This is a genomic window from Microcoleus sp. AT9b-C3 (genome assembly GCF_036705485.1).
GTDB lineage: Bacteria > Cyanobacteriota > Cyanobacteriia > Cyanobacteriales > Microcoleaceae > Microcoleus.
Genome location: NZ_JAUBUR010000027.1, coordinates 29,972 through 47,431, shown reverse-complemented (window position 1 = coordinate 47,431; position 17,460 = coordinate 29,972). Strand labels below are relative to the sequence as shown.

The 17,460-nt window shown below is 43.5% G+C and carries 10 protein-coding genes; 2 read left to right on the top strand and 8 right to left on the bottom strand.

Annotated features, from left to right (window positions below):
• Positions 1-429 precede the first annotated feature (429 nt).
• The 6 genes from QUB77_RS22155 to QUB77_RS22130 all read right to left on the bottom strand — a co-directional run bounded on the left by QUB77_RS22155 (position 430) and on the right by QUB77_RS22130 (position 9,142).
• Positions 430-1,254, bottom strand: a complete 825-nt coding sequence (locus QUB77_RS22155; protein ID WP_333256866.1) for a hypothetical protein — start codon at positions 1,252-1,254, stop codon at positions 430-432.
• A gap of 473 nt (positions 1,255-1,727) precedes the next feature.
• Positions 1,728-3,314 carry a DUF5677 domain-containing protein gene (locus QUB77_RS22150; protein WP_333256863.1) on the bottom strand — a complete coding sequence of 529 codons (1,587 nt, stop codon included), beginning with the start codon at positions 3,312-3,314 and terminating at the stop codon, positions 1,728-1,730.
• A gap of 828 nt (positions 3,315-4,142) precedes the next feature.
• The gene (locus QUB77_RS22145; protein WP_333256860.1) at positions 4,143-5,537 is read right to left on the bottom strand and encodes a hypothetical protein; all 1,395 of its coding nucleotides are present in this window, start codon (positions 5,535-5,537) and stop codon (positions 4,143-4,145) included.
• 470 nt (positions 5,538-6,007) lie between these two features.
• Positions 6,008-6,427: a hypothetical protein gene (locus tag QUB77_RS22140; protein WP_333256857.1), complete on the bottom strand. Its 420-nt coding sequence runs from the start codon at positions 6,425-6,427 to the stop codon at positions 6,008-6,010.
• 848 nt (positions 6,428-7,275) lie between these two features.
• Positions 7,276-8,607: a Rieske 2Fe-2S domain-containing protein gene (locus QUB77_RS22135; RefSeq protein WP_333054220.1), complete on the bottom strand. Its 1,332-nt coding sequence runs from the start codon at positions 8,605-8,607 to the stop codon at positions 7,276-7,278.
• Between the two features lie 139 nt (positions 8,608-8,746).
• Positions 8,747-9,142, bottom strand: a complete 396-nt coding sequence (locus QUB77_RS22130; protein ID WP_333323438.1) for a hypothetical protein — start codon at positions 9,140-9,142, stop codon at positions 8,747-8,749.
• A gap of 567 nt (positions 9,143-9,709) precedes the next feature.
• Between QUB77_RS22130 and QUB77_RS22125 the strand changes: the two genes are divergently transcribed.
• Positions 9,710-11,419 carry an SNF2-related protein gene (locus QUB77_RS22125; protein ID WP_333106742.1) on the top strand — a complete coding sequence of 570 codons (1,710 nt, stop codon included), beginning with the start codon at positions 9,710-9,712 and terminating at the stop codon, positions 11,417-11,419.
• Between the two features lie 19 nt (positions 11,420-11,438).
• The gene (locus QUB77_RS22120; protein ID WP_333134554.1) at positions 11,439-12,479 is read left to right on the top strand and encodes a hypothetical protein; all 1,041 of its coding nucleotides are present in this window, start codon (positions 11,439-11,441) and stop codon (positions 12,477-12,479) included.
• A gap of 623 nt (positions 12,480-13,102) precedes the next feature.
• Here the strand turns inward: QUB77_RS22120 and QUB77_RS22115 are convergent.
• Together QUB77_RS22115 and QUB77_RS22110 are read right to left on the bottom strand one after the other, a co-directional pair.
• Positions 13,103-16,150: a DUF3854 domain-containing protein gene (locus QUB77_RS22115; protein WP_333323436.1), complete on the bottom strand. Its 3,048-nt coding sequence runs from the start codon at positions 16,148-16,150 to the stop codon at positions 13,103-13,105.
• Positions 16,151-16,689: 539 nt separating this feature from the next.
• On the bottom strand, positions 16,690-17,235 hold the full coding sequence (locus tag QUB77_RS22110) for a hypothetical protein (protein WP_333210047.1): 546 nt from the start codon (positions 17,233-17,235) through the stop codon (positions 16,690-16,692).
• Positions 17,236-17,460: the final 225 nt, after the last annotated feature.

Genomic DNA, 17,460 nt, shown 5'->3' with positions numbered 1-17,460 from the left:
AATTGCAGGTACGAACAAGTGCTTGGGACTAATCTGTACTCTCTAACCTTTCCTATATCAGGATAAATCCATATCCTGAGCCAGAGGCTGGAACCACTAAGGTCATTAAATAGATTCAACCGCGTGACACAGGGTTTTAAATGTCCTTGCGGACGGCAGTGCGGAGATTTTTCCAACGACTTAAATCTTAAATTGTAACTACGAAATATAAATGGTAAGCCGTCGCAAAATCCCGCTAGGGGTTTAGGCGGGGAAAAGCCTATTCCATCTAGAACCCTACAGCCATTGCAGCAACGGAGAAGATTAAGGTTATCTGTGACCACTGCCTTCCAGCTTGTACCGTTTCCATAAACGGAGAAGATGGAGGTACATGGTTTCTAGAAATGGTTGACACCTTATCCAACCATTTCTACAAACAGGTATCTAATGCTAGGCGATAGAGGGGTATTCTATAAACTCAATAAACTGCTCTCCTAATTCTGTGGTTTTGCTTTCTTGACCATATAAAGAATTGGCTGCAAGAATATCATCAATATCTTCTCGCTGTTTAGAAGTTTCCATTTTTATTTCTTTTTCAGATATATCGTACACACGAGTACCATCGGGAGCAATTTCGGCTCTAGGATATCCGAACCTTTGGGGTATATGATTATCGTATTTTTCTCTTGTGATATAATCTTCTTTTAAACTTATTAATCCCCTATCTTCTAAGTCTTTCAATACCTGATTGTATATAGCCCTGTTTTTTTCCAACATAGGAAAATGTGTGCGTAATTGCTCTGGGGTATAGCCACTCAGGTAGTGAAGGCACTTGAGAGTAGATATATGAAGGGCGGTAAAACCATCAATCCAGTTGAGAAATATCGCTAAAACATCATCCTCTACGGAGCTGGGAATAGATGAATTGAGAACTACATTCCTCAAGGCTTCAAGTTTTTGCTCCTTATGAGTGTGGCGAGCTATCTGAGACGCATGGAGAAAAGTTGTCAAAAAAACCGGATTTTCACAATTAACTGATTCAACTTTAGATTGTAGCTCAGTTAATTTTTCAACTACAGCTTCTAAAAAATTACGTATTCTTTTCGTTGCCGGAGGACCAATATAGGTATCGATAAAGAATTCAGTTAACGGCCCGAGTGCTGGTATAGAGCTAGCGGCTGCTTTGAGACCATTATAAATTATGTCAGAATTATTGGTATCAGTCGCTTTAAGTTTTTCTCCGAGCGAGTCTTGATTTTGAGGGATGTTGCTCATAATTACTTTTTGCAAAAGGATTTATTAATCCTAGCGTTCGCTCTTAAGAAGCTGGTTAGGGTTTTCCGTATTGTTAACAATCGGGTATCACGAACTCATATCCCAAATCATTGTTGATCACCATTAACTTAATATTTTCTGGTTGGGGGCTTCAAACCACGAAAGCGAGGTCAAGATAATGGTAGATCCTGAGCCAGAGCCTGGAACTGCTAAGGTCATTAAATACTGTCAAGCGCGTGACACACGACCTTGGGTGTCCTCAGCCGGACGGGCAGGCGGCTATTTTTCCGACGGTCTTCTAATTTTTTTCACTTCGACAAAGACTTAACAGCCCGTCGAAAAAATCCCGCTAGGGGTTTAGACGGAGAAAAGGTAATTTCCCAATCACTCCAAAACCTTGTTCTAGGCGGGAATATCAGCAATTTATTAATGTGATTGCATGATGAAGTATATATTTCTCCTCAACAGCTCATCTATATCTGTTCTGTTACTCCAACGTCATCTGTATCATTAGGCAAAAGAGATAGCAATTCTAGAGTTGGGGGAAATCCAAGCGCACGTACACCGGCTTCATACGCTTTCTCAAGTAAATCATGTGCTGCTTGAAGTGTGTATAAATAGAGAGGCGGTTCTGCATATGTTGGAATTTGATGAAAGCGATGAAGTGGTTCTGCACAAACTCCAAGATTTGAATCTTTCAAACTTGTCCAAGTTCCGTGAATATCAGCACTAGTAGGTGTAAAAACCAGCCTATAGTAACGTTCTAGTCCAGCAGTATATGCAAGTTGACGTGCATCCTTTTTAGCCCAGTGTCCAAGTTCAATCTGTAAAATTTCAGCAGAGAAACCACCAAGTTCTTTAGAGATATCTGATGCATCACGGCCTTCGAGTGTCATAGAATCTGGATGATTATCCTGAAGCTGAAGCATTAGAAGCTTTTTCTGTGCTTCTCCATATTGTCGAAAACTTTCAAATTCATCTTCTGTGCCATGCTCGGCGAGATAGCAAAATGTAATAGTGGTTTCCACCAAGCATCGCAGCATGATTCCCGCAGTATCACGAGCCCATAAGGCTGGATTTTCCATAATAAGCAGAAATAGGCGTATGCAACGAGCAAACAAGCCACTCAGAACTTCCTGACGTTCTGGAGCATAGAGATCATACTGAAGTTGCATAGCTAGATTTTCTAAATAGGCTCTTGCAGCTTTTACATTTGTTTCAATAACTGAAACTGCTTGATTGATGTCGTTTTCAGATGCAGGCTTTGCACCCCTAATACCCAGCAGAACTGGTTGACAAGTAGCTAAATCATAGTTGTGACGCCAAAAATACTTTGACCACTCTTTTGACTCGTATTTTGACTCGGTGCTTAAAATGCTACCTAAGCTTGCACGAACAAAACCTTCTACTTGCTTACATTCATCGTGAGAACACTGGTTTGGATATTTCGGTAAAAGATCTACAATTGGCAAACCTCGTGGAAAGCGAACTTTTCCACTTTTTACTACTTGACCAAATGATGCCATTCTAGCTGCTGTTGCCAGCTCACCACGCCCATCAACTAAATCAGTTACCAGTGAACGAATGCGAGGAATTTCTACTTCACGATCAAGATGTCCACCCCGCTCAATGAATTCTTGATTAACTAGCCAAGATGCCGGTGAATTTGGATAGCACGCAAGTATGCGTCCAAATGGGCGAAGAAAAAGTTGCTCAATAAGCTCACCATGCTTAGCTAGTAATCGGTCACGATGCGGGGCTAAAGCTGCAAAGTCTGACACTAAGCCAATTATCAGTTGCTCGCCTTCTAAAAACTCACCAATAGCCTCCATGAATGCATAGTAAGGCTCATACAGCTTATCAGTCGGAACAACATCACGTAGAGAGGCTATCCAAAGATATTCTGGCAACCAATCTCGTTCCCAATTAGTTTCAGAGATAGGTAAATTAGCTAGTTGTGATTTAAGAGCTGTACCCTTTTTCTGATGTTGCTTGAGGGGGGTATGACCTGGGTTATTTTGAAGTTTTTTCCTATCTTGATTGCCAAAACCTTTGCTCATAAAGCTTAGTTACCAAAAAGCAGCCAGTACATTACATAAGATAACTTATATACAGGTATGCGGGCTAACTATGTATGCAAGGTCAAATATGGTGGATACCACCCCCTACATCGGTCTTATCCAGCATTAACCTAATGTCGCAATCTACCGCTTTGATGCAGCTTTACGGCTTGCTGGAGGCAGAGCCTTCGCGGAGTATACCAAGGCAGGGTAAGGAGGGGTACAACCGAGATACCTGCAAAATAGGACGTGAGATTAAGAAACGTAACAAATAACTCCCTACGTAGCTTTCGAGGAAGCTTGAAAGCACAAAAGCATCCTAAATTAGCTGATTATTCAACCCAGTTTGAGGAGGCAAAGTATTAGTTATACTCTGCCTTCGTACAGACCCAAATAGCGGGAATCTTTGATTGAGTCTTCGTGTCCTTTAGGATTGGGCATAACAGTTGAATCCCTTGTGTCAGGCGTTTCATTTTGTCTAGCAGTAACGCCAAGTAGTGTCAAGCGCGTGACACACGGCTTTTTGGTGTCCTCAGCCGGACGGGCAGGCGGCTATTTTTCCGATGACCGATTTTTTAATTGTGACTATGAAGAAGACAATGGCGGCCAGTCGTAAAAATCCCGCTGGGAGCTTTAGGCGGGGATAGGGTAATTTCCCGCTCACTCCAAAATCTTGTTCTAGGCGGGGATACCCCTATTTCCCACTCACTCCAAAACCTTGTTCTAGGCGGGGAAAATGTTGTTTCCCCGCCTAGAGCTTGAATTCATTGGAGTTACGTCAGGAAATGTAATGTGTCTTACGATGTATGGTAATAGTGTCTTACGGTCTTAAGCCTGCTCAGAAATTTCGTCAATTTTAGATTTGATAGAAGTATACACTTCTTCTTTTGTTGATAACCATTCTTCTAAGATTGTTAAAGCCATGTGTTTATCACCAGTAACTTGCAGGAATTGGGGATAAGTATAACAAAGAGTATTTACTGCTAAAGCACGCCAACGTTGAGTCGTAGTATTTAAAGAAACTAGAATGCTCCAACCACGATAATGCCCCATGTAATTTTCGCAAAATGATATATTCTTTCCAACCATATACATTAATTCATTCTTTTTCCAAATTTCAAGAGGCAATTCTTTATAAGTTTTTGTACTAGCAATAGAAGTCTGATAACTATTGAGAGCTTCTTCAGTATCAAAAAATTTAGGCGACACACATCTTCGAGCATAGAGAAAGTTATTTGGAATACTTACTTGATAGTTATCGGTTTTTGGTTGATAATTATGAAGTGCTATTTCTCGACCCTCAAAAATTTTTGGGTCTAAAGGATATTTTGCAAATGGGTTAAAAAAGACATTTAAACCATCAAGCAATGTTTCTTGATAATCTAGACCCCGAGTAGCAAAAGGCATAAGTTTTACTACTCCAGCTTTAGACTTAATCCCTCTGGAACCAACAAAAATTGATAAATCTTTTCCTCCCGTAGCAAGAGCCTGAATCTTGGAAGTAGTAGCAGCATTGCTAAAAATAACAGCACTTACATCAGACAGAGTTTCATCCAGAAATAAACCTAATTTAAGTTCCACATTAGGTTTTTTTTGTACTTCATATTTTCTGGATTCTCCTACAATAAGCACTTCTCCTTCTTGAGTGCCTGGAATTGTCAAAAGTTGATCATAAGCATAAAGGACCTGGCGAATTGCTAAATAATTTTGTTTAAAAAAGAATGGCTGGTCAAAGCAGCTAACACATATTACAAATGGTTTATTTTGAACATAAGGATATGTCGAATACAAGGTCTTAAAACTATCAACTTTCTTCGTAATTGAATTTAATAGTCGTATTGTAGATAGCCTTATAATATCAGCCATTCCAGGTTCTTTAACCATAGCCTTATCTGATTCAGGACGATAATCGTAAGGTGCCTGGGTAATAGTAGCTTCAGCAATAAATTCACCATAGGGAGAAGTTAATACAAAATCTGGGGATGGATAAGATAAATTAGAGGAACAGCCAAGCTCTTTAAAGCAAGCAAAAAGATACAATTCCCAAAATGATGAATCAAATGTTTTCTGAAACTCTTGAACAAATTTATTATCTCTATCTTTAAAACCATTCGCCCAATTATTTAAAACTTCACGTGTAAACTCAAAACGTTCTGGCTGAGTAACTTCAAGAAAGTTAGAATGTAGGCGTTCTTGAGGTACAACAGGTGTAAAAAGATCCATATTTCAAGAGTTAGAGTAATAACTACCAATGTAAACCATAATTTAATATTTTGCAGAATGTAAAAACTTGACTGCAACAAAGGGACAGGCGTTAGTAAAATTGCAACAACTGTTTGCAAACACTCAATTTCATCAAAATAGGCATATTTTCTGAGCCATAGCCTGAAACCGCTAAAGCTATTAAATAGTATTAAGCGCGTGACACAGGGCTTTAAGTGTCCTTAAGCGGACGGACAGGCGACTATTTTTCCAACTATAATTTGTTTTGAAAAAAATTAATAGCCCGTCGAAAAAATCCTGCTGGGGATTTAGACGGCGAAGCGATATTTCTCAGCCTAGAACGTGGAACCATTGCCGCTACATCAGGATAAGCCTATTTTCCTCCTCACTCCAAAATCTTGTTCTAGGCGAGAAAACACGTATATCGCAGCCCTGGTCTTAGAACTCCAAAAGCTTCATTAAGTCTTCATTTAACCGTCTACATCTCTATCAATATTTTTAACTTTCAACCCCTTTTCCCAGCCTGCTTTGTAGGCTCGCTCTGCATCAAAAGACAATGCAACTTTATATTTATCCTCATAGATTTCTTTACAAATGCTATAAGCCTTTTCCCAAAGAGCTTTATTTTTATCTGAATCAGTTTGGTAAAAAAAGATATAATCTATCCATCCGCATGCATGAGCATAAGCTTCCTGTTCGTTTTCGTAGGGTGGAGCTTCATATTCCTCAATAGGAACATACTTATCTTCACTTCTTGGAGTAGGAAACTTATTTACATCTGCTAAGAAGTGGGCTTTATGGTAAACTTTTACACAATTACCCTGTGGCTTACGTTCAAAAACACACTTAAAGTCAGAACCCCTGTAGTATCGCTCATCCAAACTATCCATGCGAATGACCTTAATAAATTTTTCAAGCCTACCCTTTTGTTATAGCAAATTTTATAGAAGGTAAAACTTGACAAATTTTGTAGATACTTATCTAGACCCCTACAACCGTTACACGTCAATTAAGATAAGCTCATATTCTGAGCCTAAGCTTAGAACTACTACAGCTTGCGTAAGTTTACTTTGTTGCTCATTAACGTTTCCCTAAATGGCTTATGTCTCTCTAGCCATTTCCATAAACGGGTGTCAAGAGCTAGGCTGGGATACTCCTATTTTTCCATTCCCTCCAAAACCTTGTTCTAGGCAGGAATTGGGTATTTCCCCATCTAGGACTTGAAAGCAGTGCCGCTACATCAGGTTAGAACCATATCCTGACCCAGGGTCTAAAACTGCTACGGCTATGCGAGGAAAACCAAGACTTCGAGTATACACCAAACTCAGACAGCCATCTTGGGGTTAAGTTAAGGCTGACTTTTGCTTTGCTTTGCTTCCAAAGTTTGATTAATTGTCGGAAATTCTTATTTTCAATGTCTGTTAGCACAATACTTAGGACAGTTTTATATCTAATCGAGTGTCCGAAATCCAGACTGGCTATATGGTGGACGATTATTTCAAGGTTTAAGTCCAGCCCTAAGTTTCCTAAAATGCGTAAAAAATGGCAGGGCTGTCTCTGTAAGGCTTACAGGGCAGTTAAAAAACTGTCCGAAGTATTGAGCTGAGCAACGCCAGAAAATGATTATTAAAAATATGAATTTACCTAGGATAATTAGTATATTTATCTGGTGAGCATCTGTTGGCTCATTTATTGAACTTGAGCAGGAAACTGCTGCAACAGTGCCTGAGAATTGCCTTTATCTGCGTGCATGGATGTAGTCCACAAAGTAAAATCTAGGACGAAGCCAAAATCTCAGCCAAGTGTAAGCTCCTAGACCTAGTAGTGCTATCACAATTAAGGGTAAGCCCACATAAAGTCGCAATTCATCAGGAAAGAGAGCAACAGCGCAAACAGTAATCACAAAGTAGCCTAAAAGCAATGCTTGTAAGCGTTCCGCGACCAAAAGTGCTTTTCGACAGCTACTGCAATGTTGGGTGTGTTGTTTGTAGCGATCGAGCGTTTGTTGGCGATCGTTATTGATATTCCGTGTCGGTGGAAGATTGATTCCAACTTCGCTCCAGGGGAGTTGTCCGTGACAATAGCCGTCAAACCACTTCCTAAACTCAATTACGAAACGATCTGCACTTGTAGGTAACTGATAAGCAGTTTTCCAGCTTTGGGTAGATTTTGCTTGTTGGAGGAAATACTCTTGCTGCTGTAGAAGAATCATATCTCCCTCAATAACAAGATTGCGATTGGTGATGTGATCCCACCAACGAGGTTTGAGACGATGGAGTGTTTGACCAAAGTTACGGGGAAATAGAGCGACAATTCTAGACTTCCCAGGAGACACAGGTATGCAGTAGGTGAGCAATCCAAACTTTTTGCTGCCATCGCCAAAACTGAACGCATACTCCAAGCGACAAGGCGGTTCAAAAGTGATTGTTGTTTGAAAAGGCCCAACTATTGCCCCTTCAATCAAATTGGGTGTTGATTGCACGATTTTGAACGCCATCGGTCTTGCTTGTTTGCGATTTCCCTGCACGCCGTGATGAGCAAAAGGAACATGACTCGGATCTGCCACATTTTCCACAAGGGTTTCCCAGTCATATTCTAAATCTCGTACAAAAGAAGACCAAACAAAGCCTTGAGTTGCATCTATCTGCGGTGATAAAGGTAAGGGTGTATTTGCAGCTTGTTCGCTTGATTTTGCATCTGGCCAAATCCAGAGTAAATCCTGTTGCTGGCGAACTGGTAGTGCTATAGCACACAGATTTCCTTTATTCTTGCTTACAAGTTCTGGATTTTCCGCTTGGGGAATATGAGTACAACTTCCCTGCTCATCAAATTGCCAACCGTGATAGCTGCACATTAAATTCCCTGTTTCGTCATCAATGCGCCCCTCACTTAGAGGCGCAAGGCGGTGGGGACATCGATCTAAAAACACTTGGAAAGTTTCAGATGATTTGGGTTTCCAGATCACTAAACGCAGTCCCAAAAGTGTTACTGAAGTTGGTTGCTTGGGATCTAAGTCTTCGAGTGGTATCACAGGATACCAATGCTCAAAAAAACTGAATTCTGGTTTCATTTGACAAAAAATTAGGGTGCCGGGGGTAGGGAAAGGAAAAGACCTCCAGGTTCCCTTGGGTTAGCCTGCGCGCTCATACAACAAACGAAGGTGTCGTTATATTTTACCTCAGACGTTCGGGAGCGATGCCGACATTAGGTTAAGGTTGACTTTTTCTTTGCTTCCAAAGTTTGACCAATTGTCTGAAATCCTCATTTTCATCGTTTGTTAGCAATGCTTTGACCGCTTCCTTAACTCCCAATTCATACACTTGGCAATAGACATCATGGGCTGCTGCGGGGTTGTTGTCCGCAATTGCTTTGAGTGCACGTTCAACTAATTCTAGTTCGTTTTCGTTGAGATTTGAGTCAGCAGCGGACTCTAAAACTAAATAACGGCGGTCAAGGTAGAGTTGTTTTTTTGATTGACCGAGAATTGTCACTTCGCGGTCGAGCTCAACCAACAGGCATTGCCGCCCATCCCTCCACACCTCAACTACGGTGGCTCGCTCACCTTTGTACTCCTTGGTACTGGGATACTGAGCCGAAACTTTCACTCGCTCGCCTCTTTTGAATTGGAGTTGAGGAGCGATCGAATTGTTACAAGTTTTTGAGTTGTTAAGTAGTTAAGCAAAATTAATTACATAATTTTCTCCAAATTGTTTAAGTATTTTTTCCACACATGAAACAAGAGCTGACCAGCTAGAATAGGCATTTATTTCGATCCATTCATATTTAACAATACTTCGGACAGTTTTTTAACGGCCCAGCACCGCCGAGGGCGAGGAAGCCCTGCCATTTTTTACGCATTTTCTGAAACGAGTGCGCGCTTACTTAAACCTTGAAAAAATAGTCTAGCATATAGCCAGTAAGGGTTTCGGAGACTCGACTAGATATAAAACTGTCCGAAGTATTGCTTGTGGGACAAGGATTATGTTTCACCACTACTTCCGTATCACTACCAAGCATCATAACGCTTGCTGTACAATAAAGGGTTCTAGCCGCGGGTCGCCCGTATTCTCAGCCTCAAACGCTAAGGATAATGACTACACTTATTACCTAGCAAAGCTTTTAGGCTAGCGGACAGGTCTGTTTAGCAGACCGAGTAAGGAAAAACTATAAATATGGAAAAAAACTATACATTTCAATTCAATCCTTCCACTGCCTTAGAAGCCCTGAAAGCTGGTAAATACGACCCGCTTAACTTCTACGAAGCGCGTTTAGACCTGTTTAACCTCTCGGTAATGGCAGACTATGACCAACTCATTTGCCTACCCACATTAACTGCTATCGACAAATACTGGTATCAGATTGAAACAGCCCGAAAAGTCCTCAGACAAATGGGTGGACGGGCATTACTAGCGGATGAAGTCGGATTGGGTAAAACCATTGAAGCGGGACTAATCATCGCCGAATACTTAGCTAGGGGGATGGTAAAGTCCATCCTAGTGTTAACTCCGGCATCCCTAGTTTCCCAGTGGCAATCAGAGTTAAGTGACAAATTTAATATCGCTACTATCACCACAGATAACCGTGACCCACAACAACCGATAGACGAATTTTGGACAAATAATCCGCGAATTATCGCTTCATTAAACACGGCTAAGTCTGCTAAACATTATCTTCACGTCACCAGTCGTACTTGGGATTTGGTTGTTGTCGATGAGGCACACCATCTAAAAAATCGCAGTACCCTCAACTGGAAACTGGTCAACGCCCTCAATAAGCGGTTTATCCTCATGCTTACTGCTACGCCAGTGCAGAACTCCCTTGTGGAACTGTTTAATCTGCTAACCCTCCTCAAACCGGGACTGCTACAAACAGAAGCCGCTTTTAAAAAAGAATACGTCAATTCCAAGAATGGACGAGTCCCTAAAAATCCCGAAAAGTTACGCACTCTGATGCGGGAAGTTATGGTACGAAATACCCGCGCCCTAGTAGATGTCAAACTGCCCAAACGCTTCGCCACCACAATTACCGTTACCCCGGCAGCCGGAGAGGAGAAACTTTACCAAGACTTAAGCAAGTATCTACGTTCTTCAGAGGACAAACTAGACAGACTCTCCCGTACTAATTTGCTAATGCGAGCGGGTTCATCCCCTAATGCTTTAGCTGACTCCCTCAAGCAACTGACTATCCGCCTACCCGATGAAGAACTGAAGTCTTTAGCTGCACGAGCATCCCAAGTCAAGCAGGTCGAGAAAGCAAAAACCTTAGTAGAGATGCTCTCCAAATCTCGCCAGAAAACCTTAGTTTTCACAACCCATAAAGCAACTAGCACCTATTTAGCTAAAACGCTGCAAGCGGCAAATATCCCCTTTGCAGAATTTACTGGCGGAATGTCCCTTAAACAGAAAGATGAGGCTATAGCCGCATTTCGGGATAATGTTTCTGTACTCTTAGCATCGGAAACAGGGGGAGAAGGACGTAACATCCAGTTTGCTAATGCGATCGTTAATTATGACCTGCCCTGGAACCCAATGAAAATTGAACAGCGCATTGGTCGTATCCACCGCATCGGACAAACCCAGGATGTTTTTATTTTTAACTTCTGTCTCAAAGGCAGTATCGAAGAGTATATTCTGCGGATACTGCACGACAAAATTAATATGTTTGAACTGGTAGTCGGAGAAATTGAAACAATTTTAGGCAATGTGGATGATGAATTTGACTTTAGTGAAGTTGTCATGGATATCTGGCTTAAGCATCAAGTTAAACCCGAATTAGATCAAGCCTTTGAGCAATTGGCAGATAATTTGTTGAAAGCCCAAAAACAATATGAGCAAATTCAAGAACTGGATGAACAGATTTTTGGCGAAGATTTTGAAGCTTGAAAAATTGATTTGATTAAATATGTTATCAGACCCAATAATTACTACTTTAGAAAAAATTGTAGCTCTCCATGACGGAATAGCTGAACCGGCTGGGGAACACGTTTTAAATGCGCTGTTAAATGAAAACATAGCCTCGTTACTTTCTCTACCAGAAGAAGTAACTTTTACAACTATCACTGATGTACCTCAAAGTGTTTTTGTTACTTATCATTCAGAAGTATTAAATAAATTATCTGAACTATTAGCTGTCAAAGGGCAGATTAGTGCCTTGGGTGTAAAATTTGATGGCTATCTAAAAGCTACGGGATTTGACAAAAGCATACCAGAGAGATTCAAACCTCAAAATGGGTTAATTCGTTTTGTAGATGCTAAACCATCAACCACTCGCTACATTTTATGTAATGTGGCTTACACAGCGAATGCCGAAGAAAAAAGGATTGGTCTAGTTTCGTTTATTATCAATGAAATAACAGGAGTAACACCAGTACAAATTGGGGATGCTTTATTTTGGGAGTCTGACAGAATGGATGTGGATAATCAAGAAACACCATTTTCTATTCCTTTTGATGAGTTGTTGAAGTTAATCGAACATCAAAGTGGAATATTGATTGGAAAATCTTTAGATAATTGGCAGGCTAAATTAACAAGAGCAAGAGCTAGGGATGAAGAAAGACTAAAGGATTATTACAACACGATTAGCTCTGGGATTCGCCACAAGATTGAGTTAAAAAATTTGATTGGTGATGAATTAGACAAAGAATTAGCTCGAATTGAAGCTACTAATAGAGAGCTAGATCGAAAATTGTTAGATATCCAAGAGCGTTATGCAATGAGTGTAGAAGCTTGGTTGCACAGTGCAATGATTATCCATCTACCTACAGTACATATTCAATGTGAGTTGCAAAGAAAGAAAACGAAACGGACTGTAACAATAGTTTGGAATCCGTTCACTAAAATTATTGAACCTCTTTGCTGTGAATTATCAGGAGAACCTGTTTACGATTTCTATTTAGACGATCTATCAGCTAAAATTATCTCCCCGACAGTTTGGACTAGATAAGCGCCAAGCTTTTAGCATCACCGTACAAAAAACCTTATCTGTAGTGACCTGCAATCATCATTTGTGACAAGTTAAGAAAAAGTGCAAATTGTCTCTTGGGGTAGACTTGCAAAAGGTAACTTGGCGCAAAAGCAAAAATTATGCCCTGAGAAGCTAACGCTGATTTTGCGCCAAGAGAAAGGTTATCTTTCTGGCTCCCTTTCTTGCTTCCAATAACGGAAGAGCTACTGGGAAATCCGGATCGAGTTACCGCGAACAAGGACGGGGTTTTTTTCGTTGTAATGAAGCACCACAGACAATATAAAGTAATTGGCAAATAATTTTGTCCGAGGGATTACCAGACGGTTGTCAGTCTAAAAGTAATCCTGCTTAAGTTTCGCTTCATTTTCCAACGAACCAAGGTAGGCATCGAAGCGCGAGCGCAACAACGGGGAGTGTGAAAGCTTACCGGTGGCTTTCAGCGTCAAGCCGGATTCCGCACCCTAAAGTGTCACATACGCTATCTATAGGGGAAGCCAAAGTATTTGTCCGCTATCTATAGCAATTGATTCTTTAGACTTACGCTATAGGTAGCCCATAAAGACTAGGTGACACCGCTATAGGTAGTGGGTGCGGAATGTGGGTTAAGAGTGGCGATCCATCAGCTCTGCAATCCGCAAGCGCACTACTGCGTCCTCTGCCTCCAACCAACGATCGACGGTTGCCTTGCTGTACTTGGTTCCCGGCCCGTCCCAACCGAACATCTGGGTCAGCAAAGTTTGCAACTGTTCGGGGTAGTATTCCTCCCACCAAATCCGGGCTATGTCCCGCATCTTTTCTGCGTCCTGGTGGCTGATTGTTTCGGGATGCGACTCTGATGGTGCGGGTTGTTCGGATTCTGGCGCTGCGATCGGTCTGTCGGTTTTTGCCGCCGAATCTGTTGGGCTATCGGTCGCGAGCAAAGCTTTGAACGCGGCTTGTTCCGATGGGGTCAGACTCTGCCACACCTTACTCCGGTCGGCAGCACCGCTGTTGCAGGCTTCCGAAAGAACGCTCTGGATTTGTTTCGCCAGTTCGACATTGCCTGTTGCAATTGCTTCGCGGGCAAATTCAACGAGTTCGGCTTCGCTCTCGTTTAGTTGCCCGCGTCCGATCTGTCCGATCGTTTCTACATCAGGATTCTCTAGGGGCGCGTCACTTTCTCCCGCAACTTCAGCGCCATCCTCATGCAGGCCCTCATGCAGACCCCCGTGCAGACCATCCAGAGGCTCGATGCTTTGCTCTGTAAGGTTTGTGCTGACCGTGCAGACATCAGGGGGGTCAACCTTTTTTAAATCGACTTCGCTGCGGTTTGAATCGGCAGTTGGCGAGTTCAAACCCGATATCGGCGGTAAAATTTCAGTTTCTATTTTTTCCCAAAGTTTGGGATTTAGGTCTACACTGTCTACACAATCCTTAGCTGATAAGAGTTTCAGGTCTGCATTCAGGTCTGCACCGTGCAGGTCTATGTCTGCATTTTGAGATAACAACTCTTCCACTGTGGCAATGTTGGTGTCGGCATCCGTCCGCAGTCGCAGCCCTTTGACCGCTGTGCCGGCAGCAGTCCGACATTTTTCGACATCTTTCCATTCGAGGACGGAGCGGCAAAGTTCCACTAAGTCCGCTGAGAAGTTGTTTTTACCTTTGGCGCTGTACCCCGCCCGCCGGCAGTAGTGGTGATAGGAACCAAAGAGGGTGGATTTGGCTGCTGCGTAATCGCCGTCCTTCCATTCATCCTTGTCCGCCCCGATTGCGGTTTGGGCTGCTGGGTCGTGTACGACGCAATCGTTGACCCACGATGCCATCGGGTCGGCCCGTACCCTGTCCGCCCAGAAAGTGCCGTTGATACCGCAGCCCTCTTGACTCAAGATGCGCTCGATTTCAGCGACCGGGATTGAAAGCAGGTACTGGGTGAACGCGCTCAGTTCCGGCTCTAATTCCTTTTCGAGGTTGGTATTTCGCTTGACTGGGGTGTACTGAAATTCCTCCTGCACGATCCGCCGCTTCAACCACGACAGACCGCTGGCGGGGAAGCACGGTTGGTTCGCGGTGACTAGGGCCAAGCCCGGAAAGCGGAAACTGACAGCATTTTGGTAGAGCTTGCGACCGCTAAGGAGCCCAGAACCCGTCAGCGACCTGAAGTTTGACAAGTTGCCGGTGTACTTCTCCTGGTCGTCAAACACTGCCAGCCGCTTCGTTTGCAGTTCCGCAACTTTGTCTGCTTTGGTCAAGTCCTCTAAGTTCCCGATCCATGTATTGCGCTCGCCGACAATCATGGTGGTCAGTCGCGTGTAAAGGCCTTTGCCGGTTCCGCCGGGGCCCGTCAGCATTAGGAATTTTTGCAAGGAAGCCATACCCCGCAAGCTGGCCGCAATGAAGGCTAACAGGATTTCTTTTTTGTGCTGGTTGCTGTCGGTTGCCCGATCGATCCAGTCGTTGATTTTTGCCCATCGAGCGTTAACGGCACTTCCTTTGTAAGCTCTCGGCAGCGACCAGGTGAGCCGGAATCCGGGGGCGTGTTCGTGCCACCGATCGTTTTCGATTTCTAGCACCCCATCCTCAAAGGGAAGCAGTTCGTTTGAGGGTCGCTCCAACCAATCGAGCTCGAATAATTTTCTTTTGAGCGAACCCAAAACGTTCGCGCAGTAGGCGTTGTTGGGCTGCAATCCGCGCACCTGACACATCGTATCGATCGCGCTCAGCACGTAGTCGTCGTTCACCGCCGCCCAAACTCCCCGGTGCCGGAGTTCGTACTTCATCCAGGATTTGTGCTCGTCGGAGTAGCAAAGTCGGTCGCGCAAATCCTCGGCGAATTCGGCTCCCAGGGATTGCGGTGGCGGCTGTTTGTCCGCTTTATCGGGCTTGCTGTCGCTGTCGCCGGGCCCGCTTTCCCAGTCCTCAAAGCTGACCGACTTGGCCAGCATCCGCCTGAACTCTTCTATTCCTTTTTTCTGGATAAAATCATCCATCCCTTTGGTTTCTCCCTCAGTGCCTACATCCCAGTGTCCCGTAATGCTGTAGACCGGGATGCTGAATTTTAGAAGTTGGCGGCCGAGTTTCCGCTGTTCCCAAATAACGCTGGGGTTAGTTGCCGCATCCGCATCAAAACCAATGATAAACCCGAAGCCAGCTCGCGCGTACTTTTCTAAAGTTTCGACTAGGTAGCGCTTGCCTTGAATGTCTCCTTTTTTAGAAGTAAGACCCATTGAAACGCCCAGCAGTGCAATAGTTGGGATGTCGTTAGCGCACCCGGCGATTCCTTTGAACGGGCCTTCGGTGAGGATAATGCACGGATGGTCGTTGATGCGGTAGCAGTGCTGCTTGAGATTTTCTGGTTCCCAGTAGTTTTTGTCGGTGGGATGCTGGGGCAAGAATGCGTCGTATTCTCCCACTGGTGTGCGATATTTGGGTGCTTTCTTGCAGCTTTCTGATTTCCAAGGCTTGTCCGGTCTGAATTGAAATTGTGTGGTTTTTCCCACAAACAGGATACCGCCAGACTTTGCCGCGTAGCCCAAGTAAACTGATGCCTCATCCGCAGATACAGTTCGGCAGTTGGCGTAACTCCAATCATTCAACAGCCCCCGGCTCTCAATGTGGCTTTTGTGTTTGGGGCAAAGATACGCGGTAGATTCAAATTGCTGTACAACGTTCATAGATGCCTCTCTCGCTACTCATAGCGGTGCTAACTGGTTTTTTTTACAAAAACCCGCTAAATGTAGAAGAGACGGCCCGGCGCTGTAACTACCGCTGACGTGCAAAGGTGCAAAATCTGCGGTAATGGCAGAAATGAACTATGATGAATCTAAACTTTTATTTTTTTGTTTGTCTGCCGTCTCTTCTAAAGACTGCGGACTCTTTTTTTTTGGTCTGGTCTGGTGTAATCGATGCGGGCGGTCGCTGGTTGGCAACAGCCTTTTCCAATTTTAAACTCGAACGTATGGCTTAGATTGCTCGCTGGCAAGGAATTTCTGATAAGCTTCCCTATCGCCACCGCATGAATCCACAGAAACCTTGCTGACTGGGTAGAGGCTCAGGGTAGATTGGGAAAGCCAGTGGGGTCGTACAGCTCGATTTCTTCAGTTGGTGTGATTTGTTCGAGTAATGTCATTATTTCTCCTGTGTTGCGGGTTTTGTTACTTGGACGCTGGTCGTTTTTGCAGGCGTGGCAAGGCAAACTTCCTTCCGATTCAAATTAAGGCGGTGCGCCCCAGGGATACAGCGCTCGAACCTCTTCACGGTTGTAGGCTAACACTTCTTCCAACTCTGTCTGTGTCCACTTGCTGTAATGAACAATCTTTTCGAGAAGAAAATCTACCGACTTTCCTGCAAAAGCATCATCTAAAATTCGCTCTATCCCTGTTTCAGCAATAGCTGCCAATAAAATAATTGCTTCGAGTTTTCGCTTAACAACTGCCTCAAAAGTAACAAGCTTTACAAAATCTCGAAGGCTTACAGTTTTTGCTAAAGAAGAGCCTCGCCTATCATCTCCCTGTCGAATAATATTTACCCAAATCTGTTCGCCGGAAAAACCCATGCTCTGTAAAGTTTTCAGCGTATTTGACTCTCGATTTGTTCGCTGGAAAAAGAAACGTTTTGAGTAGCCCAGGGCAATACCCACATTCTCCACTCCAAGGCGCTTTTCACCATTCGGGAGCATATATGCGTCTAAAACAGATTTGCCCAGAGGGATATCGCAAGTCACGGCCCTAATTAAATTATTTTCAAATTCTTCAGTCATAAATTAACCTCCTCACCATCTCGATAGTACAAGTCATTACCAGGCAACCGTAGCGCTTCCAATTCTTCTGGGTTCTGGGCTATCGCTTCCAAGAATTCTCAAGATAGTCAAGCCAAAGAATTGTCGGCGCTGATTGGTGCTTTGTTGCTGGGTTCGGAAAGCATCCTGGAACCGCCCGTCTAAGCATAAGAGTGTAAATGCAGCTTGCAATGCGTAGGTGGCTCC